General features: G+C 66.7%; 20 protein-coding genes. 15 read left to right on the plus strand and 5 right to left on the minus strand.

Features of this window, described 5'->3' with window-relative positions:
* Positions 1–48: 48 nt before the first annotated feature.
* Together QTI05_RS10345 and QTI05_RS10350 are read left to right on the plus strand one after the other, a co-directional pair.
* Positions 49–945 (plus strand): gamma-glutamyl-gamma-aminobutyrate hydrolase family protein, encoded by an 897-nt coding sequence (locus QTI05_RS10345; RefSeq protein ID WP_286540270.1) that lies wholly within the window; start codon positions 49–51, stop codon positions 943–945.
* A 105-nt stretch (positions 946–1,050) separates the two neighbouring features.
* Positions 1,051–3,282, plus strand: coding sequence for a TonB-dependent siderophore receptor (locus tag QTI05_RS10350; RefSeq protein ID WP_444812877.1), 2,232 nt, complete (start codon positions 1,051–1,053; stop codon positions 3,280–3,282).
* A 12-nt stretch (positions 3,283–3,294) separates the two neighbouring features.
* Here QTI05_RS10350 and QTI05_RS10355 read toward each other — a convergent pair whose 3' ends face one another.
* Positions 3,295–6,249, minus strand: a complete 2,955-nt coding sequence (locus QTI05_RS10355; protein ID WP_286540267.1) for a DNA topoisomerase III — start codon at positions 6,247–6,249, stop codon at positions 3,295–3,297.
* A gap of 89 nt (positions 6,250–6,338) precedes the next feature.
* Here QTI05_RS10355 and QTI05_RS10360 point away from each other — a divergent pair, with 89 nt between their 5' ends.
* Genes QTI05_RS10360 through QTI05_RS10370 form a run of 3 tightly spaced genes read left to right on the plus strand, consistent with a single transcriptional unit; the run spans position 6,339 to position 7,968 of the window.
* Positions 6,339–6,917: an SET domain-containing protein gene (locus QTI05_RS10360; protein WP_286624280.1), complete on the plus strand. Its 579-nt coding sequence runs from the start codon at positions 6,339–6,341 to the stop codon at positions 6,915–6,917.
* Complete coding sequence (locus QTI05_RS10365) at positions 6,914–7,723, plus strand: biotin--[acetyl-CoA-carboxylase] ligase (RefSeq protein WP_286624281.1); 810 nt, start codon at positions 6,914–6,916, stop codon at positions 7,721–7,723. Before QTI05_RS10360 ends, QTI05_RS10365 begins: the two co-directional genes overlap by 4 nt.
* Positions 7,720–7,968: a sporulation protein gene (locus tag QTI05_RS10370; RefSeq protein WP_286624282.1), complete on the plus strand. Its 249-nt coding sequence runs from the start codon at positions 7,720–7,722 to the stop codon at positions 7,966–7,968. Before QTI05_RS10365 ends, QTI05_RS10370 begins: the two co-directional genes overlap by 4 nt.
* A gap of 24 nt (positions 7,969–7,992) precedes the next feature.
* On the opposite strand, the gene QTI05_RS10375 is transcribed toward QTI05_RS10370, so the two are convergent.
* From QTI05_RS10375 to QTI05_RS10385, 3 genes are all read right to left on the minus strand, one after another.
* Positions 7,993–9,426 (minus strand): sensor histidine kinase, encoded by a 1,434-nt coding sequence (locus tag QTI05_RS10375; protein WP_286624658.1) that lies wholly within the window; start codon positions 9,424–9,426, stop codon positions 7,993–7,995.
* Between the two features lie 88 nt (positions 9,427–9,514).
* Positions 9,515–10,186 carry a response regulator gene (locus QTI05_RS10380; protein WP_286540261.1) on the minus strand — a complete coding sequence of 224 codons (672 nt, stop codon included), beginning with the start codon at positions 10,184–10,186 and terminating at the stop codon, positions 9,515–9,517.
* 29 nt (positions 10,187–10,215) lie between these two features.
* Positions 10,216–10,698 (minus strand): MarR family winged helix-turn-helix transcriptional regulator, encoded by a 483-nt coding sequence (locus tag QTI05_RS10385; protein WP_286624283.1) that lies wholly within the window; start codon positions 10,696–10,698, stop codon positions 10,216–10,218.
* A gap of 145 nt (positions 10,699–10,843) precedes the next feature.
* Between QTI05_RS10385 and recA the strand changes: the two genes are divergently transcribed.
* The 10 genes from recA (at position 10,844) to QTI05_RS10435 (ending at position 21,167) form a co-directional block, all read left to right on the plus strand.
* Complete coding sequence (recA, locus tag QTI05_RS10390; protein WP_286540259.1) at positions 10,844–11,950, plus strand: recombinase RecA; 1,107 nt, start codon at positions 10,844–10,846, stop codon at positions 11,948–11,950.
* A gap of 72 nt (positions 11,951–12,022) precedes the next feature.
* Complete coding sequence (gene recX, locus QTI05_RS10395; protein ID WP_286540257.1) at positions 12,023–12,475, plus strand: recombination regulator RecX; 453 nt, start codon at positions 12,023–12,025, stop codon at positions 12,473–12,475.
* Complete coding sequence (locus QTI05_RS10400; RefSeq protein WP_286624284.1) at positions 12,465–12,887, plus strand: SRPBCC family protein; 423 nt, start codon at positions 12,465–12,467, stop codon at positions 12,885–12,887. The genes recX and QTI05_RS10400 overlap by 11 nt, the downstream gene beginning before the upstream one ends.
* A gap of 154 nt (positions 12,888–13,041) precedes the next feature.
* A complete protein-coding gene (locus QTI05_RS10405) occupies positions 13,042–13,959 on the plus strand; it encodes a MurR/RpiR family transcriptional regulator (RefSeq protein ID WP_286624285.1) in 918 nt (305 codons plus the stop codon).
* Entirely contained in the window at positions 13,956–14,897 is a 942-nt protein-coding gene (locus QTI05_RS10410; RefSeq protein ID WP_286624287.1) for an isoaspartyl peptidase/L-asparaginase family protein, read from the plus strand. The genes QTI05_RS10405 and QTI05_RS10410 overlap by 4 nt, the downstream gene beginning before the upstream one ends.
* 6 nt (positions 14,898–14,903) lie before the next feature.
* On the plus strand, positions 14,904–16,793 hold the full coding sequence (locus QTI05_RS10415; protein WP_286624288.1) for a dipeptide ABC transporter ATP-binding protein: 1,890 nt from the start codon (positions 14,904–14,906) through the stop codon (positions 16,791–16,793).
* Between the two features lie 59 nt (positions 16,794–16,852).
* Complete coding sequence (gene gsiB, locus QTI05_RS10420) at positions 16,853–18,391, plus strand: glutathione ABC transporter substrate-binding protein GsiB (RefSeq protein WP_286624290.1); 1,539 nt, start codon at positions 16,853–16,855, stop codon at positions 18,389–18,391.
* A 16-nt stretch (positions 18,392–18,407) separates the two neighbouring features.
* Positions 18,408–19,328 carry a glutathione ABC transporter permease GsiC gene (gene gsiC, locus QTI05_RS10425; protein WP_286624291.1) on the plus strand — a complete coding sequence of 307 codons (921 nt, stop codon included), beginning with the start codon at positions 18,408–18,410 and terminating at the stop codon, positions 19,326–19,328.
* 129 nt (positions 19,329–19,457) lie between these two features.
* Complete coding sequence (gene gsiD / locus QTI05_RS10430; RefSeq protein WP_286540247.1) at positions 19,458–20,342, plus strand: glutathione ABC transporter permease GsiD; 885 nt, start codon at positions 19,458–19,460, stop codon at positions 20,340–20,342.
* Positions 20,343–20,348: 6 nt separating this feature from the next.
* Positions 20,349–21,167 carry a M55 family metallopeptidase gene (locus QTI05_RS10435; RefSeq protein ID WP_286540246.1) on the plus strand — a complete coding sequence of 273 codons (819 nt, stop codon included), beginning with the start codon at positions 20,349–20,351 and terminating at the stop codon, positions 21,165–21,167.
* A 15-nt stretch (positions 21,168–21,182) separates the two neighbouring features.
* On the opposite strand, the gene yiaA is transcribed toward QTI05_RS10435, so the two are convergent.
* Positions 21,183–21,620, minus strand: coding sequence for an inner membrane protein YiaA (gene yiaA, locus QTI05_RS10440; protein WP_286624293.1), 438 nt, complete (start codon positions 21,618–21,620; stop codon positions 21,183–21,185).
* Positions 21,621–21,673: the final 53 nt, after the last annotated feature.

A 21,673-nucleotide genomic window follows, 5' to 3' on the forward strand; every position in this document is an offset into this window, starting at 1 on the left:
CGGGGGTGTCGGCACAATGAGGCCATCACCCCGAACCGCTCGCCCACCATGTCCCAGAACGTTGCCGGCCGCCTCAAGATCGGCCTCTCTGCCTGTTTCCAGCATGCCGACCCGACGCGCTCGCTGTTCACCAACAAGACCCTGCAGTACGTCGAGCAGTCGATCGCGCACTGGCTCATGTCGGCCGGCGCGATGGTGGTGATGGTGCCCTGCCCCACGGGCGAAACGGCGCGCGGCGACACCAAGCTCTCGCACTATGCCGAGTGGCTCGACGGCGTGGTGATGCACGGCGGCGCCGATGTCTGGCCCGGCAGCTACGGCGAGACGCCACTGAAGGACGCCTGGGTCGGCGACCGCATCCGCGACCTTTACGACCTGGCGCTGGTCGAGGCTTTCGAGCAGGTCGGCAAGCCGATCTTCGGCGTCTGCCGCGGGCTGCAACTGATCAACGTCGCCTTCGGCGGCACGCTGTACCAGGACATCGAGACGCAGCATGCCAACGCGCTCACGCACCGCGACCCGGTGAGCTACGACAAGAACTACCACGACCTGGTGCTGGTCGAGGGCACGCGGCTGTCGCAGATGTACCCGGGCGTGACGCACACGCGCGTCAACAGCATCCACCACCAGGGCATCAAGGATCTGGCGCCCGGCTTCGAGGTCGAGGCCTGGAGTTACCCCGACCGCGTGCCCGAGGCGATCCGCCGTGTCGGCCGCCACAACGGCCACGGCAGCCAGGGTTACATCGCGGCCACGCAATGGCACCCCGAGTTCCACAAATCGGGCAGCGAGATCACCACGGTGGACGACACGCCGATCCTCGACGACTTCCTGGCCGCCTGCGCAGCCGCGAAGCGCCAGCCGCAGCGCTGGCGCCACCGCATGCCCGGCCAGATCCGCGACCGTGCGGCCCGGTTGCTGCGGCAGGCCTTGCTGCGGCGCTAGCTCTTCCAAGCCCTCCCTCCCTGTGAAGGGCTGACCTGGCTCGCTTCGACGAGCATTTTTTTGCGCCCTGTCCAGCACCAAGTTTCTCCAAAATCTTGAATGATAATGATTGCTATTTGTATTACGGAGAAGAAATTGTTAAACGCCAAGTTCAAGGAAATCGCCGCAGCCAGCGCCCATCGGACGCCCGGATCTGCCTCTACACCCGCTTCCAAGCGCTCGACACTGGGCCTGCACACCGGCGCCACGCTGCTCGTTCTATGGGCCGCCGCCCAGGGTGGCCGCGCCGACGCCCAGGAAGCCACGGACAAGGAGAAAGTGCTGCCGACGGTCACCGTGACCGCCTCGCCGCAGGAAGAAACGGCCCAGCACCTCGACACGAAGGTGAGCAGCGGCGCCCTCGGCGCACGAACGCAGCTTGAAACACCCTTTTCCACCACAGTGGTCAGGAGCGATGACCTGGCGGAGCGCCAGGTCTCGAAGCTGGGCGACGTGTTCGCGCTCGACGCCTCGGTCTCCGACAACAGCGGCGCCTACAGCAGCTGGGCCAGCTACGTCACGGTGCGGGGTCTGCCGCTGGATTGGCAGAACGCCTATCGGATCGATGGCAAGCCCTTTCTCAGCTATGCCATCACCCTGCCCTACGAGCACTTCGAGCAGATCGAACTTCTCAAGGGCTCGTCCGGCTTCATGTACGGCTTCGGATCGCCTGGCGGCATCGTGAACTACGTTTCCAAGAAGCCAACCTCGCAGCCGGTGAGGAGCATCGAGGTGGGCTACAAGTCCGACAGCGTCTGGAGTGAGCACGTCGACCTCGGTGGGCGCTTCGGCGCCGACGACCGCTTCGGCGTGCGGCTCAACGCCACGCACGAGGAAGGCAAGACCTTCAACGACGGTGGCATCCGCCGCGATTCCGTGTCGCTGGCACTCGACGCCAGGCTGACGCGCGACCTGACCTGGAATTTCGACACGCTGTACCAGAAACGCAAGTCCACGGATCAGACTCCGTCGATCTTTACCGGCAGCTATGTCGGCTCGCGCCTGCCCACCACGATCAGCGGCGACAACCAACTCCTCCTGGGCAGCGGGCAGCACCTCAACACCGACCTGAAGCTCTACTCGACCGGGCTCGAGTACAAGCTGTCGCCTGACTGGACGTTGAGCACCAGCTACAGCCACAGCACGGCTGCACGCAGCCGCAACGAGGGCATTGCCTACCTGCTGGATCCGAGCGGCAACTACAACGACCTCCGCTCCGACAGCAGCGAGGGCCATCGCTTCGACCAGTGGCAGGCGATGGCGCAAGGCAAGCTGCGCACGGGCACCATCGAACACCAGCTGACGCTGGGCGCGTCCTGGCAGAAACAGGCCAACGACTACAGCAGCAACAGCGTCTACCAGCAGATCGGCACCGGCAACCTCTACGCGCAGAACACCAACGGCTATGCCAGCGTGACCGACTTCTCGGTCTACCGCGACAGCGACATCACGCAGCGTGCGATCTTCGCGAGCGACACCGTGAAGCTGTCGGAGCATTGGTCCGCGCTGGTGGGCCTGCGCAACACCAACTACGAACAGAACAGCTACAGCACCGCTGGCGCCAGGTCTTCCGAGTACACCAAGAACGGCGTGGTGACGCCCACGCTGGCGCTGATGTTCAAGCCCACGCCGGACACGACGCTCTACACCAGCTATGTCGAATCCCTCGAGCAGGGCGCTTCGGTGGGCTCCACCTATGCCAACTACCGTGACCTGCTGAAGCCGCTGAAGAGCAAGCAGTACGAACTGGGCATCAAGACCCAGCGCGACCGCTGGAGCGCGACGGCTGCTTTGTTCCGCATCGAACGCGGCGCCGAATACGCGAACAGCCAGAACGTCCTCGTGCAGGACGGGCAGTCCATCTACCAAGGCCTCGAACTGGGCGCCTCGACCCGTCTGGGCTCCCAGTGGCAGCTCGGTGCCAACCTGATGTTCCTCGACACCTCCTACCGGCGCGGCAGCGAGTACGTCGGCAACCGCGTGGCGGGCGCGCCGAACTTCGTGGCCACGGCACAGCTGTCCTATGCAGTGCCGCAGGTGCCGGGTCTCAAGCTATCGGCCGACGCGAAGTACACGGGCGGCACCATGCTCAACGCATCGAACCAGCTGAAGCTGGCCGGCTACATGGTCGCGAATATCGGCGCGAGCTACGCGACACGCATCGGCGGCCATGACACGACCTTCCGCGTGGCGGTCAACAACGTGGCCAACAAGCGCTACTGGGAATACCAGTATGCGAACTACATCAAACCTGGCGACCCACGCACCTTCAGCTTGAGCGCCAAGCTTGATTTCTAGGCATGAGCGTCCTCAGGGCGCGGACAGGTGCTTGCCCACGATTCCGGCAAGTTCGAACATCGTGACCTGATCCTTGCCGAACACCGGCTTGAGCTTGGCGTCGGCGTTGATCGCGCGCTTGTTGGTGGCGTCCTGCAGGCCGTTGGCCTTGATGTAGTCCCACAGCTTCTTGATGACCTCGGTGCGGGCCACCGGTTCGGCGCCGATCACCGCGGCCAGCGCCTCGCTCGGCTTCAGGCCGGCACCCGGCTTGCGCGGTGCCTTGGGCGCGGCGACTTTCTTCGCCGCCGCCTTTTTCGCGGCCGGCGCCTTCTTGGCTGCAGTGCCCGCCGCGGTTTTCTTCGCGGCGGCCGGTGCGGCCTTGCCGAAGGTCTTGCGCGGCGGGAACTTGCTCGTGCGCGGCTCGAACTCGAAGGTGACCTTGCCCTCTTCCTTGTTCCAGGCCAGGAAGGCCTTGAACGCGCGGCGCGTGCGCATCGAGACGAACTTGTCGAGCAGGTCGGTCTTGCCGGTAGCCAGCAGCTTTTCCATCTGCGCGCGCTCCACCGGCTGCTGCAGGATGATCTTGCCGGTCTTGAAGGTGCAGCTCGGCGTGGGCTGCTCGTTCGTCGGCACCGACTTCTCGCAGACGTAGTTGCTGCCGTGCTCGAACACCGGCGCACCGCAGATCGGGCACGGGCCCACTGTGTCCTGCTGGCTGAAGTCGACGATCTCGCCGGTGTCGGCGTTCTTGTCGTCGCCGAAGTCGAACTCGAGCTTCCAGTTCTTGGTTTCTTCCTCGTCGAACTTGAGCACGATCTCCGCAGTGAAGGGCCAGCCGGCCTTGGAGCGGAAGCCGTCGATCGGGCCGATGTGCTTGTCGCGCAGCAATGCCTCGGCCTCCACCACCTCGAAGGTGCGGCCGGCCGGCGACTTGCCAAACGAGAAGCCGCAGGGCTGCTCCCCCGGCTTGCCGGTGCAGGTGTAGCGGCGGTAGTTTTCCTTCACCACGCCGCCACAGTTGGGGCAGGGCGTCGCGAGCGTGGCGTAGTCGCCGGGCACGGTGTCGCGGTCGTACTCCTTGGCCTTCTTGACGATGTGCTCGGTCATCGCGGCAATCTCCCGCATGAAGGTGTCGCGGCTGAGGTGCCCCTTCTCCATTTGCGCGAGCTTGTATTCCCAGTCGCCGGTGAGTTCGGCCTTGGAGAGTTCCTCCACGCCCAGGCCGCGCAGCAGCGTCATGAGCTGGAACGCCTTGGCCGTCGGAATCAGCTCGCGGCCTTCGCGCAGCATGTACTTCTCGGCGATCAGGCCTTCGATGGTGGCGGCGCGCGTGGCGGGCGTGCCGAGGCCCTTTTCCTGCATCGCTTCGCGCAGTTCGTCGTCGTCGATGGTCTTGCCGGCGCCTTCCATGGCGCCGAGCAGCGTGGCTTCCGAGTAGCGCGCGGGCGGGCGCGTCTTCAGGCCCTTGGTGTCGGCCGATTCGGTGTTGACTATTTCGCCCGGCTTCACCGGCACCAGGTTCTTGCCGTCCTTCTCGTCGTCGTCGGACACGGCTTCCTTGCCGTAGATCGCGAGCCAGCCCGGCTTGACCAGCACCTTGCCGTCGCTGCGGAACGGGTACTTCTTGCCCCCCTGCTCGACCGTGCTGATGCGCGTGGTCACCTGGTGCTCGGCGCTCGGGAAGAACACCGACAGGAAGCGCCGCACGACGAAGTCGTACAGCTTCTGCTCGGCATCGCTCAGGCCACTGGGCGCTTGCAGCGTCGGGATGATCGCGAAGTGATCCGACACCTTGGCGTTGTCGAAGATGCGCTTGTTCGGCTTGACGTAGTTGCCATCGACGGCCTGCTTCGCAAAGGGCGCCAGGTGCTTCATGCCGCTGTTGGCCAGCATCTCCATCGTGTTTTTCACCACGGGCAGGTAGTCCTCGGGCAAGGCGCGCGAGTCCGTCCGGGGATAGGTCAGTGCCTTGTGGCGCTCGTAGAGGCTCTGCGCCAGCGCCAGCGTGGTCTTGGCCGAGAAGCCGAAGCGGCCGTTGGCTTCGCGCTGCAGGGATGTCAGGTCGAACAGGGCCGGCGAAGCCTGGGTGGTTGGCTTCGACTCTTCGGTGACGGTGGCCGGCTTGCCACGCGCGGCGTCGGCGATCTCGCGCGCATCGCGTTCGTTCCACACCCGGTCGGCGCGCTGCTCGGCATCGGGTTCGCCGTTGGGCAGCGTGGGCGCGTTGCCCTTCTTCCAGTTCGCGTCGAACCACTTGCCCGGATATTTTCCGGCCTCAGCGGCAAAGCTCGCGTGGATTTCCCAGTAGTCGCGGCTCACGAACTTGCGGATCTGCTCCTCGCGCTCGACCACCACCGACAGTGTCGGCGTCTGCACCCGGCCCACGGTCGTGAGGAAGAAGCCGCCGTCGCGCGAGTTGAACGCGGTCATGGCGCGCGTGCCGTTGATGCCCACCAGCCAGTCGGCCTCGGAGCGCGAGCGCGCGGCATCGGCCAGGCCCTGCATCTGCTTTTCGGTGCGCAGCGTCTCGAAGCCGTCGCGAATCGCCTGCGGCGTCATCGACTGCAGCCACAGGCGCCGCACCGGCTTGCCCAGCGGCGCCTTGCCGCCGGCATATTGTTCAATCAGCCGGAAGATCAGTTCGCCCTCGCGGCCCGCGTCGCAGGCGTTGATGAGTTGCGTCACGTCCTTGCGCTTGGCCTGCTTGACCACGGCGTTCAGGCGCGTTTTGGTCTTGTCGACCGGCTTCAGGTCGAAGTGGGGCGGGATCACCGGCAGGTTGGCAAAGCTCCACTTGCCGCGCTTCACGTCGAATTCTTCGGGCGCCTGGATCTCTACCAGGTGCCCCACGGCGCTGGTCACGACGTAGCTTTCGTTCTCGAAATGCTCGTCGTGCTTGTCGAACTTGCCGGCCACCGGCGTGAGGGCACGGACGATGTCCTGTGCCACCGAGGGCTTCTCTGCAATCACCAAAGTCTTCGTCATCTTTTCTCTCTATCTACAATCTGCCGCTTCTCGCGTGCGTACGCGCGCACGCGCATACGTGTGCATATTCAAACTAACAGACTTCGGCGATGCCCTCCAAATCCCCTTCGAACACAGGTCGCCGCATCCAGACGCGGCGCTCCGGCATCCACGGCAATGGCGTCTTCGCGGTGCAGGACATTGCCAAGGGCGAAACGCTGATCGAATACAAGGGCGAAGTCATCAGCTGGAAAGAGGCGCTGCGCCGCCATCCGCACGACCCGGCCCAGCCGAACCACACCTTCTACTTCCACATCGATGACAAGCATGTGATCGACGGCAAGGTCAACGGCAATGCCGCCAAGTGGATCAACCATTCGTGCGAGCCCAACTGCGAGGCCGACGAGCAGGACGGCCGGGTCTTCATCAAGGCACTGCGCGACATCGCCGCCGGCGAAGAACTCAACTATGACTATGGCCTGATCATCGACGAACCCTACACGCCCGAACTGCTGGCCGAGTTCCCGTGCTGGTGCGGCGCCGAGTCCTGCCGCGGCACGCTGCTCTCGCCCAAGGACAACGACGAGCAGGCGAAGGCCGAAAAGAAGAAGAAAAAGGCGAAGAAAAAGAAGAAGGCCGAGAAAGAGGCCAAGAAGGCCAAAAAAACCAGGAAGGCCGGCAAGGAGTGAAGAACCGCTGGCCTGTCGCTGAACTGCGTGCCGCACTCGACGCGCTGGTGCCGGGCTTCGCGGTCGAGGTGGTGGCCGAGATCGACTCGACCAACACCGAGCTCATGCGCCGCGCACGGGCCGGTGGGGCCGCGCCGGTGTTGCTGGTGGCCGAGCGCCAGACCGCCGGGCGCGGGCGCCTTGGCCGGCCCTGGCAGAGCACCGCGGACGGCGGGACTGCCGCGCCCGACGAATCGCTGACCTTTTCGATCGGGCTGCCGCTCGCGCCGCAGGACTGGTCGGGCCTGTCGCTCGCGGTCGGTGTCAGCGTGGCCGAAAGTCTGGATCCGCACGGCAGCCAGTTGCGCCTGAAGTGGCCGAACGATCTCTGGACGGTGCAGGATCGCAAGCTCGGCGGCATCCTGATCGAAACCGCGTTGCCGCAGCCGGCCGCTGCGCAGCGCTACCTGGTGATCGGCATCGGGCTCAACATCGGGCCGCGCGAGGCCGCAGGGCTGGGCACGGCACCGGCCTGGCTGCGTGAGTTCTGCCCCGACGCACAGGCGCCGCAGGTGCTGGCCGACATCGTGCCGCCCCTGGTGCGCAGCGTGCTGGGGTTCGGCGAGCACGGCTTCGCAGCCTTCGCAGAAGGCTTTGCGGCGCGCGATGCGCTGCGCGGGCGCGACGTGCGCCTGAGCGACGGCACCGAAGGCCACTGCGAAGGCGTGGGGCTGGCCGGCGAACTGCGCGTGCAGACGGCGGCCGGCCTGCAGTTGGTCACCAGTGCCGAGGTCAGCGTGCGCCCGTCGGGCGGGGTGGCGTCATGAGCAAACCCCGCCTTCTGCTGGCGGCGCTGCTGCTCGCCAACCTGGTTTACTTCGCATGGACGCAGGGTGGGCTGGCGATGTTCGGCGCGGTGCCGGCTGCTTTCGCGGAACACGAGCCACAGCGCATGACGCAACAGATCCGCCCCGGCGCACTGCAGATCCGCAACGAAGCGGCAGCGGCGCCAGCGCCCGTGCCTGCGGCGCCGGCCGAGCCGGCGCCAGCGCCTGCCGCGTCGACGCCGTGATCCGGCAGCCGCCGGCGTTTCGGTTCAAACGGTTTCGAAGCGCACGCTGAAGCGCACGCCGGGCGGTTGCCTGCCGGGCCGCGCGTCTTCGAGCTGAACCGTGGCGTTGTGCTGCCGCGCGATTTCCAGCACGATCGGCAGACCCAGGCCGGAGCCGTCGGCCTCGTTGCCAAGCACGCGGTAGAAAGGCTCGAACACCAGTTCGCGCTCGTGCTCCGGAATACCGGGCCCCGAGTCCTCCACCTGGAGCAGCACCACGTGGCCGAACGGGTCGGCCAGCACGCGCGCCGTGATCACCCCCGGCCGTTCGTCCGACGAGGGCGTGTAGTTGATGGCGTTGTCGACCAGGTTGCGCACCATCTCCTTCAGCAGGGTCAGGTTGCCGTCGAACATCACGCCGGGCGCGCCGGGCTCGGCACCGTCGTAGCCGAGGTCGATCCGCTTTTCGATGGCACGGGGCACCGCTTCGCGCACGACATCGATGGTCAGCCGTGCCAGGTCGCAGTGCTGCCAGGCGCGGGCGCCCGCGCCGCCTTCGGCCCGTGCGAGTGCCAGCAACTGGTTCACGGTGTGGGTCGCGCGAACGCTGGCCCGCCCGATCTGCTGCAGCGACTGCTTCAGGTCGTCGGCGCTCGCGCCCTTGCGCTGGGCCAGGTCGGCCTGCATGCGCAACCCGGCCAGCGGCGTCTTGAGCTGGTGCGCGGCATCGGCCAGAAAGCGCCGCTGGATCGCGATGGAGGCCTGCAGCTTGGTCAACAGCCCGTTGACGGACATGACCAGCGGCGCCACCTCGACCGGCACCGCGCTGTCGTCGAGCGGACTCAGGTCGTCGGGCTTGCGCTCGCGGATGCGGTCTTCCAGCTCCGACAGCGGCTTGATGCCACGCACCAGCGCCAGCCAGATCAGCAGGATCGCGAGCGGCAGGATCGCAAACTGCGGCAGCAGCACGCCTTTGATGATTTCGGTGGCCAGCACCTTCTGCTTTTCGCGTGTTTCGCCGACCTGCACCAATACCAGCCCCGACCCCGGCAGTGCGGGCTGCACCCAGGTGTAGGCCACGCGCACCGGCTCGTCGCGCATGCGTTCGGTGCGGATGAACACGCGCTCGTCCGTGGGCACCTCGTCTTCGGGCGGCGGCGGCAGGTCGGCGTCGCCGCCGAGCAGATCGCCTTCGGCCCCCCGCACCTGGTAGTAGACGCGGTCGGTGTCGTCGCCCCGCAGGATGTCGCGCGAGGGCTGCGGCAGGTAGAAGCGCACGCGCTTGTCCTGCACCGTGACCAGCGCGGCCAGCGTCTGCACGTTGTATTCGAGCGCGCGGTCGAACGGCCGGTTGGCAATGCCCTGTGCCACCAGCCACGTGACCCCGATGCTCACCGGCACCAGCAGCAGCAGCGGCGTGAGCATCCAGTCCAGGATCTCGCCGAACAGCGAGCGCTGGCCGTGCTGGAACAGGCGAATCACCAGGCCGTCCGCCGGGTCGCCCCAAGGATGGCCTGCGCTCCCTCGGGAAGCAGTGAGCACACGCAGTGACGAGCGTGGAGGCCCATCAGTTGATTTTTTCGAGGCAGTAGCCGAGGCCGCGTACCGTGGCGATGCGGATCGGGCCCTTTTCGATCTTCTTGCGCAGGCGGTGGATGTAGACCTCGATCGCGTTGAGGCTCACTTCCTCGCCCCATTCGCAGAGCCGCTCGACCAGCTGGTCCTTGCTGACGAGCCGGCCGGCGCGCTGCAGCAGCACTTCGAGCAGGCCGAGCTCGCGGGCCGAGAGTTCGACCATCTTGCCGTCGATGGTGGCAACGCGGCCGGCCTGGTCGTACGTGAGCGGGCCGTGCTTGATCGCGTTGCTGGTGCTGCCCATGCCGCGCCGCGTGAGGGCACGCACGCGCGCTTCGAGCTCCTGCAGGCTGAACGGCTTGGCCATGTAGTCGTCGGCGCCATGGTCGAGGCCCTTGACGCGTTCTTCCACGCTGTCGGCCGCGGTCAGCACCAGCACCGGCAGCGTGGAGCCGCGTGCGCGCAGCCGCTTCAGGATCTCGAGGCCGTGCATCTTGGGCAGGCCGAGATCGAGGATCAGCAGGTCGAATTCGCTGTTGGTCATCAGCGCCGCGTCGGCCTGCGAGCCGGTCGCGACATGGTCGCAAGCCGCGCCCGAGGTGCGCAGGCTGCGCAGCAGGGCATCGGCCAGCACCTGGTCATCTTCGGCAATCAGGATTCGCATGGGCCTTCTCCGGCTGTTCGGCGCGAATTTTAGGCCGCAGCGTAGGCTTCGAGGCCGATCGTCACCACGGTGGCGATCTCGTCGCCGACGCTGGCGTGGAACTCGTGTTCGGCCTGTGCCACGGCACGCCGGAAGGCTTCGAGCCAGGCCAGTCCGTCGGCGGTGAACAACACACGGCGCGCGCGCGCATCGAGCGGGTCGGGCCCGCGCGTGACCAGGCCCCAGGCCTCGCACTGGTCGACCAGCGTGCCCATCGCCTGCTTGGTCATGCCGGCGCGCTCGGCCAGGTCGGTCAGGCGCGAGCCGGTGCGCGCGAGGTGGCGGGTGATGTGGATGTGGGCGGCGCTGACCTGCTGCCGCGCGGCGAGATTGGAGAGCGCCAGAGGCACATCGACGTCGTGCGCCATCAGGGCCAGCACGCGCTCGTCGAAGCGGCGCATTGCGTGGCCGAGCAGTCGGCCGAGGTGAACCTGGCGCCAGTCGTCGGCATGTGAAAGTGCATCGTCAGCCATGATTCGATAGTAAATCAAACTGACCAAAATTGGGGTTTACTTCGATTCATGCCCCACTACACTACTGTTCAAGCATCCAGCCTGTGATTAAAAGCAGACTGGGTATAACAAGTACCAACCCGTTGATATTCAAGGAGATTTCCAGATGGACGCACTCGTCAAAGGCACCAGCATCTCGGTCGCAGGCAGCGAAAAAGCCAAGGCCCTGCAGGCCGCGCTGGCCCAGATCGAAAAGCAGTTCGGCAAGGGCACGATCATGCGGCTCGGTGAAGGCGAGGCGCTCGAAGACATCCAGGTGGTCTCTACCGGCTCGCTGGGCCTGGACATCGCGCTCGGCGTCGGCGGCCTGCCGCGCGGTCGCGTCATCGAAATCTACGGCCCGGAATCGTCGGGCAAGACCACCCTCACGCTGCAGGTCATCGCCGAAATGCAGCGCCAGGCCGGCACCTGCGCCTTCGTCGATGCCGAGCACGCACTCGACGTGCAGTACGCCCAGAAGCTCGGCGTGAACCTGTCCGACCTGCTGATCAGCCAGCCCGACACCGGTGAACAAGCGCTCGAAATCGTCGATTCGCTGGTGCGCTCGGGTGCAGTCGACCTGATCGTCATCGACTCGGTCGCCGCGCTCACGCCCAAGGCCGAAATCGAAGGCGAAATGGGCGACTCGCTGCCCGGCCTGCAGGCCCGGCTGATGAGCCAGGCGCTGCGCAAGCTCACCGCCACCATCAAGAAGACCAACTGCATGGTCATCTTCATCAACCAGATCCGCATGAAGATCGGCGTGATGTTCGGCTCGCCCGAAACCACCACCGGCGGCAATGCGCTGAAGTTCTACGCCTCGGTGCGCCTGGACATCCGCCGCATCGGCACCATCAAGAAGGGCGACGAGGCGATCGGCAACGAAACCAAGGTCAAGGTGGTCAAGAACAAGGTCAGCCCGCCGTTCAAGACCGCCGAGTTCGACATCCTGTTCGGCGAAGGCATCAGCCGCGAAGGCGAGATCATCGACATGGGCGTGGTCGCCAAGATCGTCGACAAGTCGGGCGCCTGGTATGCCTACAACGGCGAGAAGATCGGCCAGGGCCGCGACAACGCGCGCGAGTTCCTGCGCGAGAACCCCGAACTGTCGCGCGAGATCGAGAACAAGGTGCGCGAGTCGCTCGGCATCCCGCTGCTGGCCGCAGATGCGGGCGCCGAAACCGTCGAGGCCAAGCCCGCGAAGGCGGACAAGGCAGACAAGGCTGAAAAGTAAGCACCGGATCGGCCTCGGCCAGCGCCTGCGCAGCGGGCCTGAGCCGGTGGCCGTCCAGTACGGCTACCGCAAATGGCGTTCGCTGCCCCCTCCCTCAAAGGCCGTGCGCTGCGCCTGCTGAGCCAGCGCGAGCACTCGCGCGTCGAGCTGGAACGCAAGCTGGCGCGCCACGAGGAAGAGCCCGGTTCGCTCGCCAGGGCGCTCGACGAGCTGGCCGCCAAGGACTTCATCAGCGAGGCGCGCGTGGTCCAGTCGGTGCTGCACCAGCGCGCGCCGCGCATGGGTGCCGCGCGCGTGAAGCAGGAGCTCGCGCACAAGGGCATTGCGCCCGAAGCCATCGCCGAGGCGATTGCCGGCCTGCGCGACACCGAATTGCTGCGTGCCCGCGAAGTCTGGCGCCGGCGCTTCGACGCGCCGCCCGCCGACGCCACCGAGCGCGCGCGACAGGTGCGCTTTCTGCTGGCGCGCGGATTTTCGGGCGCGGTGGTCGCGAAGGTCTTGAGAGGCAACGACGATGACGACTGAAAAAACTCCGGCTTCGCACGTGCTGACCCGGGCCGTGGCCTGCGACTGGCAGCGCGCCTACGCCGTGGCCGCCGACCCGGCACGCCTGCCCGAATGGGCCAGCGGACTGGCCAAGGGCCGCGTGCTGCACGATGGGTCGGGCTGGCTTGCCGAAACCCCGGCCGGCCGCGCCCGGCTGCGCTTTGTGCCGGCCAACACCCTCGGCGTGCTGGATCACTGGGTCACGCCCGAGGGCATGGCCGAGGTGTACGTGCCGTTTCGGGTGATCGCCACCGGCTTCGGGCGTTGCGAACTGCAGTTGACGCTGCTGCGCCAGCCCGGCATGGACGACGCGGCTTTTGCGCGCGACAGCGCCTGGATCGCGGCGGATCTCGAAGCCTTGCGGCAGTTGCTCGAAGCAGACGGGCGCTGAAGCCGTTTGCGACGCCTTCGCGCCGCGACCGGCCGGCCACCGCCCGGTGGTCTGGAAGTTGCGTCATGCAAAGAAATGACCAAAAATTTTCTTTGCATGGGTATATTTGTAATCAAATTTACTTTTTGCCCGTGAAGCGCATACCCACCGAGGCATGACCCCTGTTGTTTCCCCCGCCGGCGGCACCACTGTGGCGCAGCGCATTGCGCTGGCGCTGCCGCGGTTGACCCGGTCGCATCGTCAGGTCGCCGACCACGTGCTGGCGCATCCGCTGCAGGTCGCGACCCTGCCGATCGATGAACTGGCGGCCACCGTCGGCGTGTCCGTCGCCACCGCCAACCGCTTCGCACGGGCGCTCGGTTTCGAGGGCTATGCCACCTTCCGCGCGGAGTTGGTGCGCGGCTTCGAACCCTTGCTGGCGCCGGTGGAGCAATTGCGCGGCAACCTGGCGCAGCCATCGACCGTGGCCGAGGTGTTCGCCACAGCGCTGGAAGAGAGCCACCGCAACATCGAGGCGACGCGGCGCGCGCTCGACCACGGCGCCTGCGAAGTCGCGGTGCAGTCCGTGCGGGACGCCAACACCATCTACATCGTGGGCTACGGCGCCAGCGCGTGGCTCGCAGGCCTGCTGCAGCACGGGCTGGACGCGTACTGCCCGGATGTGCGCCTCTTGCCCGGGGTCGGCGGCGTGACGCACGGTGCCCGCACGCTGTCGCGCGGCAAGCCCGGCGACCTGCTGGTGGCGATCGGCTTTCCGCGCTACCTGACCGATACCGTCACGCTCGCGGGCATCGCGCGTGCGCAGGGCGTGCGCGTGCTCGCGCTGACCGACAAGCCCAGCTCGCCGCTCGCGCCGCTCGCCGATGTGGCCCTCTATGCGCAGACTGGAACCCGCTACCGCCCCAACTGCGAGACCAGCGCGCTGGCCGTGATCGAGGCGCTGACCAGTGCCGTCGCACTTTGCACGCCGGGTGCTTTCCAGCTCGCCGGCAAGGTGGTCGAATCCGTCATGCCGTGGCTGCACGGCGGCCAGGGTCTGCGCGAGACTTCCAGAACTTCACAAGACCCATGACCTCCACACCCGTGATCGCTATCCACGGCGGCGCCGGCACGATCGCTGCGGCATCGGCCGATCCGACCTCAGCGCAGCCCTACCGCGATGCGCTGCATGCCATCGTGTCCGCCGCACAGGCGGCACTGCTGCGCGGCGCAAGTGCGCTCGACGCCGTCTGCCTTGCGGTCGAGATGCTGGAAGACTGCCCGCTCTTCAACGCCGGCCACGGCGCGGTGTTCACGCACGATGAAACCCACGAGCTCGACGCCGCGGTGATGGACGGCGCCAGCCTGCGCGCGGGCGCGGTGGCCGGCACGACCCGCGTTCGCCGGCCGGTGCGGGCGGCGCGCGCGGTGATGGAGGAGGGCGCGCACGTGCTGCTGGCCGGCGCGGGCGCCGACGCCTTCGCCCGCGAGCGCGGGCTGGAGATGGTCGACCCCTCGTACTTCTCGACCGACGCACGCCGCAAGCAGCTGCACCAGGCGCTCGCCGCCAACCGCGTGGCGCTCGACCACGACGGCGCGCCGCTGGTCGAGGGCAGCAAATTCGGCACGGTGGGCGCGGTTGCGCTCGACCTGCACGGCCACCTCGCCGCGGCCACCTCGACCGGCGGAATGACCAACAAGCGGGTCGGCCGCGTTGGTGACACGCCGCTGATCGGCGCCGGCACCTATGCCGATGACCGCAGCGCCGCCGTGTCCTGCACCGGCAGCGGCGAGATGTTCATGCGCGCCGTTGCGGCCTACGATGTCTGCGCCCGAATGCACTATGCCGGCCAGTCGCTGCAGCAGGCCACCGAGGCGGTCGTCATGCAGACACTGCCCGCCATCGATGGCCGGGGCGGCCTGATCGCGGTCGACCGGCTCGGCAATGTCTGCCTGCCGTTCAATACCGAGGGCATGTACCGCGCCCATGCCCGCGGCGCCGAACTGCCGCACACTGCCATCCACCGCTGAATTGCCATGTCTGCCGTCCTCGCCGATCCGCCACCGACCGTCTCTGCGCCAGCGCTGCCCGAAGGGCACGTCCTTGCAGTGGACAACCTCACCGTGCGCTTTTCCACCTCGGAACGCGTGGTGGATGCGGTGCGCCAGCTGTCGTTCCATGTCGAGCGCGGCGAGACGCTGGCCATCGTCGGCGAATCCGGTTCGGGCAAGTCCGTCACCTCGCTCGCGCTGATGCGGCTGGTGGAGTGGGGCGGTGGCCGCATCGTCAATGGGCGCATGGCCTTCCGGCGCCGCAGCGGCCAGGTGCTCGACCTGGCGCGCGCTTCGGATGCCGCCATGCGCACCATCCGCGGTGCCGACATCGCGATGATCTTCCAGGAGCCGATGACCTCGCTGAACCCGGTGTTCACGGCCGGCGACCAGATCGCGGAGGCCATCGCAATCCACCAGGCCAAGGATCGCGCGGCTGCGCGCGCCGAGGCGCTGCGCATGCTGGAACTCGTTCGCATCCCCGAAGCGAAGAGCGTGCTCGACCGCTATCCGCATCAGCTGTCGGGCGGCATGCGCCAGCGCGTGATGATCGCGATGGCGCTCTCGTGCCGGCCGTCGCTGCTGATCGCCGACGAGCCAACCACCGCGCTCGACGTGACCATTCAGGCGCAGATCCTCCAGCTCGTGCGCGAACTGCAGACCGAGATGCAGATGGGCGTGCTCTTCATCACGCACGACATGGGTGTGGTGGCCGAGGTGGCCGACCGCGTGCTGGTGATGTACCGCGGCGACAAGGTCGAGGCGGGCGCGTCGGAGCAGGTGTTCGCCGATCCGCGCCACGCCTATACGCGCGCCCTGCTGTCGGCCGTGCCGCAGCTCGGCGCGATGCACGGCACCGACCTGCCGGCCAAGTTCGAACTGCTGCACGTCGATGCCACCGGCGTGCACGTCGCCGCCCCGCTGCCGCACGACACCGTGCGGCGTGACGTGCCGCCGATCCTGCGCGTGAAGGATCTGGTCACCCGCTTCGAGTTGCGCAGCGGCCTGTTCGGCCGTGTCACGCGCCAGGTGCATGCGGTCGAGAAGGTGAGCTTCGACCTGCACGCTGGCGAGACGCTGGCGCTGGTTGGCGAATCCGGCTGCGGCAAGTCGACCACCGGGCGCTCGCTGCTGCGCCTGGTCGAGAGCCAGCGCGGCGCGATCGAGTTCAATGGCCGCGACATCCTCGCGCTGCCGACGAAGGAGGTGCAGACGCTGCGGCGCGACATCCAGTTCATCTTCCAGGATCCGTTCGCCTCGCTCGATCCGCGCGTGACGGTGGGCTATTCGATCATGGAGCCGCTGCTGGTGCACCGCATCGCGAGCGGCGACGCAGCGCAGGCGCGGGTGCGCTGGCTGCTGGAAAAAGTCGGCCTGCCGGCCGACCATGCGCAACGCTACCCGCACGAGTTCTCGGGCGGCCAGCGCCAGCGCATCGCGATCGCACGGGCGCTGGCGCTCAACCCCAAGGTGGTGGTGGCCGACGAATCGGTGTCGGCGCTGGACGTGTCGATCCAGGCGCAGATCATCAACCTGCTGCTCGACCTGCAGCGCGAACTGGGCGTGGCCTTTCTCTTCATCTCGCACGACATGGCCGTGGTCGAGCGCGTGAGCCACCGCGTGGCCGTGATGTACCTGGGCCAGATCGTCGAGATCGGCCCGCGCCGCGCCATCTTCGAGAACCCGCAGCATGCGTACACGCGGCGCCTGATGGCCGCTGTGCCGGTGGCCGACCCGACCCGCCGCAACATCGGCCGCACCCTGCTCAAGGGCGAGATACCGAGCCCGGTGCATCCGGCCGGCTACGAGCCCGACGTGAAGCCGCTGGTCGAGGTCGGCCCGGGCCACTTCGTCGCGCTGCACCCGGTCAGCTGACTTTCACTTTTCTTTTTTCCCCCGATTCCCATCCCAACCGACTTCAAAGGAGTCCTTGCATGCTCAACAAACGCCTCTCCCACATCGCAGGTGCGCTGGCACTGGCTGGTTTCGCGCTGTCTGCCTACGCCGCCAAGGACGTGGTGGTCGCGGTGCAGTCGAACTTCACCACCACCGACCCGTACGACGCCAACGACACGCTGTCGCAGGCCGTCGCCAAGTCTTTCTACCAAGGCCTCTACGGCTTCGACAAGGACATGAAGATGGTGCCGGTGCTCGCCACCGGCTACACGGTGAGCAAGGACGGGCTGGTCTACACCGTCAAGCTCAAGACCGGCATCCAGTTCCACGATGGCACGCCCTTCAACGCCGAAGCGGTGAAGGTCACCTTCGACCGCGTGACCAACCCCGACAACAAGCTCAAGCGCTACAACCTGTACAAGAACATCGCCAAGACCGAGGCGGTGGACGCGACGACGGTGCGCTTCACGCTCACCGAGCCCTTCTCGCCCTTCATCAACACGCTGGCGCATCCGTCGGGCGTGATCATCTCGCCGGCCGCGCTCGCCAAGTTCGGCAGCAAGGGCATCGCACAGAACCCGGTCGGCACCGGCCCGTTCAAGTTCGTCGAGTGGAAGGCCACCGACTACCTCAAGGTTGCCAAGTTCGATGGCTACTGGCGCAAGGGCTATCCGAAGGTCGACACCATCACCTGGCGCCCGGTGGTCGACAACAACACGCGTGCTGCAATGATGCAGACCAACGAGGCGCACTTCGCATTCCCGATGCCGCCCGAAGCCGCGCAGACCCTCAAGGACAAGCCGAGCCTGGAGGTGACCGCCGCGCCGTCGATCATCCAGCGCTACATCTCGATGAACACCACGCAGAAGCCCTTCGACAACCCGAAGGTGCGCGAGGCCATCAACTACGCGATCAATAAGGAAGCCCTGGTCAAGGTCGCCTTCTCCGGCTATGCGATTCCTGCCGAGGGCGTGCTGCCCAAAGGCGTGGACGGCGCGACCAAGCTCGGCCCCTGGCCGTACAACCCGGCCAAGGCCAAGGAGCTGTTGAAGGAAGCCGGCTATCCGAACGGCTTCGAGACCACGCTCTGGTCTGCCTACAACTACACGACCGCTCAGAAGGTGATCCAGTTCGTGCAGCAGCAGCTGGCGCAGGTCGGCGTCAAGGTGCAGGTGCTGGCGCTCGAAGCGGGCCAGCGCGTCGAGCGCGTCGAAAGCGCGCAGGATCCGGCCACTGCACCGGTGCGCATGTACTACGTCGGCTGGTCGTCGTCCACCGGCGAGGCCGACTGGGCGATGCGTCCGCTGCTGGCGTCCGAATCCTTCCCGCCGAAGCTCTTCAACACCGCTTACTACAAGAACGACGAGGTCGATGCCGACATCAAGAAGGCGCTCGTCACCACCGACCCGACCGCCAAGGCAAAGATCTACGCCGATGCGCAGCAACGCATCTGGAAGGACGCACCCTGGGCCTTCCTGGTGACCGAGCAATTGCTGTCGGTGCGGGCGCGCAACCTGGCGGGCTTCTACATGATCCCGGACGGCAGCTTCAACTTCGATGAAGTCGAACTGAAGTGATCCTGGCGCTTCGACCATGACCCACTACGTCATCAAGCGGCTGCTGGGTCTGCTGCCGACGCTCTTCATCGTCGCGGTGCTGGTGTTCCTGTTCGTGCACATGCTGCCGGGCGATCCGGCGCGGCTCGCCGCAGGGGCGGACGCCGGGCCCGAGACGATCGCCCTCGTGCGGCAGGAGCTGGGCCTGGACAAGTCGCTGCCGCAGCAGTTCCTGAGCTTCTTCGGGAACATGCTGCAGGGCGACTTCGGCCATTCGCTGCGCTCGCGGCGCCCGGTGTCGACCGAGATCGCCGAGCGCTTCATGCCCACGCTGCTGCTCACGCTCACCAGCATGGCGTGGGCGGTGCTGTTCGGCATGGCGATCGGCATCACCTCGGCGGTGTACCGCAACCAGTGGCCCGACCGCATCGGCATGACGCTGGCCGTGTCCGGCATCTCGTTCCCGGCCTTCGCGCTGGGCATGCTGCTGATGCAGGTGTTCTCGGTTCAGCTCGGTTGGCTGCCGACTGTGGGCGCGGACTCGTGGCGCCACTACGTCCTGCCCTCGATCACGCTCGGCGCCGCCGTGGCGGCCGTGATGGCGCGCTTCACGCGCGCGTCGTTCATCGAGGTGATCCAGGAGGACTTCGTGCGCACCGCGCGTGCCAAGGGCGTGCCCGAGAAGCTCGTGGTGTTGAAGCATTGCCTGCGCAATGCGCTGATCCCCGTCGTCACGATGATGGGGCTGCAGTTCGGCTTCCTGCTGGGCGGCTCGATCGTGGTCGAGGCGGTGTTCAACTGGCCCGGCCTCGGCCGCCTGCTGGTCGACGCGGTCGACATGCGCGACTACCCCATCATCCAGACGCTCGTGCTGCTCTTTTCGCTCGAGTTCATCCTGATCAACCTCGTGGTCGACGTGCTCTATGGCTTCATCAATCCCACCATTCGATACAGATGATGCTCGCCCCCAGTCTTCGCGCACTTCGTGTCGCTGCGCCAACCCCCTGCCGGGGGCAACACCTGCGGCCGGGCGGAGCCCGTTCCGCGGTGTTCCGCGCAGAGAGACTTCTGGGCGAGGAGGGGCGAGATGAGTGAAAGCCACACCATCGAAGTTGCGTCTGCGGTGCGTACGCCGTGGACCGAGTTCTGGCGCAAGTTCCGCATGCAGCACGTGGCCTTCGGCGCGCTGGTGTTCGTGCTGCTGCTGGTGCTGGTGGCGATCCTCGCGCCGTGGATCGTGCCTTACGACGCCGAGAACTTCTTCGACTACGACCGTCTCAACTCGCCGCCGTCGATGGCGCACTGGTTCGGCGTCGACCCGCTCGGGCGCGACATCTTCAGCCGCATCCTGATGGGCGCGCGCATCTCGCTGGCGGCCGGCTTCATGTCGGTGGTGCTGGGCGCCATCATCGGTACCGTGCTGGGCCTGCTGGCGGGCTTCTACGGCGGCTGGTGGGATCGCATCGTGATGCGCATCTCCGACGTGCTCTTCGCCTTCCCCGGCATCCTGCTTGCCATCGGCGTGGTCGCGATCCTCGGCAGCAGCATGGTCAACGTCGTGATCGCCGTCTCGGTGTTCAGCGTGCCGGCCTTTGCGCGCCTGGTGCGCGGCAACACGCTGGTGCTGAAGAACCTGACCTACATCGAGGCCACGCGCAGCATCGGCGCGAGCGACCGGACCATCCTGCTGCGGCACATCCTGCCGGGCACCATCTCGGCCATCGTCGTGTACTTCACGATGCGGCTGGGCACGTCGATCATCACGGCGGCCAGCCTGTCGTTCCTCGGCATGGGCGCGCAGCCGCCGACGCCCGAGTGGGGTGCGATGCTGAACGAGGCGCGTGCCGACATGGTCAACGCACCGCACGTGGCGCTGTTCCCGTCGCTGGCCATCTTCTTCACCGTGCTGGCCTTCAATCTGCTGGGCGACGGATTGCGCGACGCGCTGGATCCCAAAATCGATCGCCTCTGAGACGCCATGAAAATCCTGATTTCCGTCGACATCGAAGGCGTGGCCGGCGTCTTTCATTCCCAGCAGGTGCGCGCCGGCAATCCCGAGTACGAGCGCGCCCGCCGCTGGATGACCGACGAGGCCAACGCCGCGATCGCCGGCGCCTTCGAAGGCGGGGCGGCCGAGGTCTACGTCAACGATTCGCATGGCGACTTCCGCAACCTGCTGCCCGACGTGCTCGATGCGCGCGCGCAGGTCATCCAGGGCAAGCCGCGCTACCTCAGCATGGTGGCCGGCGTCGACCTCGGCGTGGATGGCGTCTGCATGGTCGGCTACCACTCGCGTGCCCAGGGTGCGGGCATCCTGGCCCACACCATCAACAGCTTTGCCTTTGCCGGCATCGCATTCGATGGCCAGCCGATGAGCGAAGCCGGCCTTTACGGCGCGCTGGCCGGCGAGTACGGCGCGCCGGTGCTGATGGGCAGCGGCGACGATGTGTTCATCGCCGAGAACCGTGCGCTCTTTCCGCAGGCCGTCTTCGTGCAGACCAAGCGGGCCACGGGCCAGACCAGCGGCATCTCGCTGTCGCCGGCGCAGTCCTGCGCGGCCATCCGTGCTGGGGTGGTGTCGGCGCTGGAAAACCGGGGCAACGCGGCCCCGCTGGTGTGGCCGACGCCGCTCGCCGTCACCTTGCACACCCAGTCACCGGCACTGGCCGATCTGTTCTGCCAGTGGCCTGCCTTCGAGCGCGTCGCGCCGACCGAATTGCGCTTTGGCGCACCGACGGTCGAAGCCGCGGTGCGCATGCTGAACTGCTGCTCGGCGATGTCAGCGATGCTGCGCTGAGCCGGCGCGGGTCGCTCAGGCTTCGTCGGTCGTGGCGCCGTCGAGCGCCGCTTCGGCCTTGTCGGAGCCGATGTCGCGCACATTCTTCTGCACCGCGACCGCGCCGAACAGGGCCAGCAGGAAGGCCATCGCGAAGAAGCCCTTCTCGCTGTTGGCCAGCGTGGCATTGAAGAGGCCGACCGCCAGCAGCGCGATCGACAGCAGCAGCGACACCCAGCACAGGCTGTAGTAGATGCCCGTGACGTTGATGCCCTCGAGCCGGTCACGCACCGACTTCTGCAGCGAGACCGCGGCGAACAGGCCATACATCAGGATGGTGAAGTAGTAGCCCTTTTCGTTGAGCTGCATCGAGGCGTTCCACAGCCCGAGGAGGTACACGACGGCGCCGACGAACAGCGCAGTCCACGACGCGGCGACGAACGCACCTGTGGGTTTCTGGAATTTGGCGGCCATGACTTCTCCTCGTTTGCTGGGCGCAGATGATAGCGGGGCAGCTATCAAATGTG

The sequence above is a fragment of the Variovorax fucosicus genome (assembly GCF_030316825.1).
GTDB classification, from domain to species: Bacteria; Pseudomonadota; Gammaproteobacteria; order Burkholderiales; family Burkholderiaceae_C; genus Variovorax; species Variovorax fucosicus.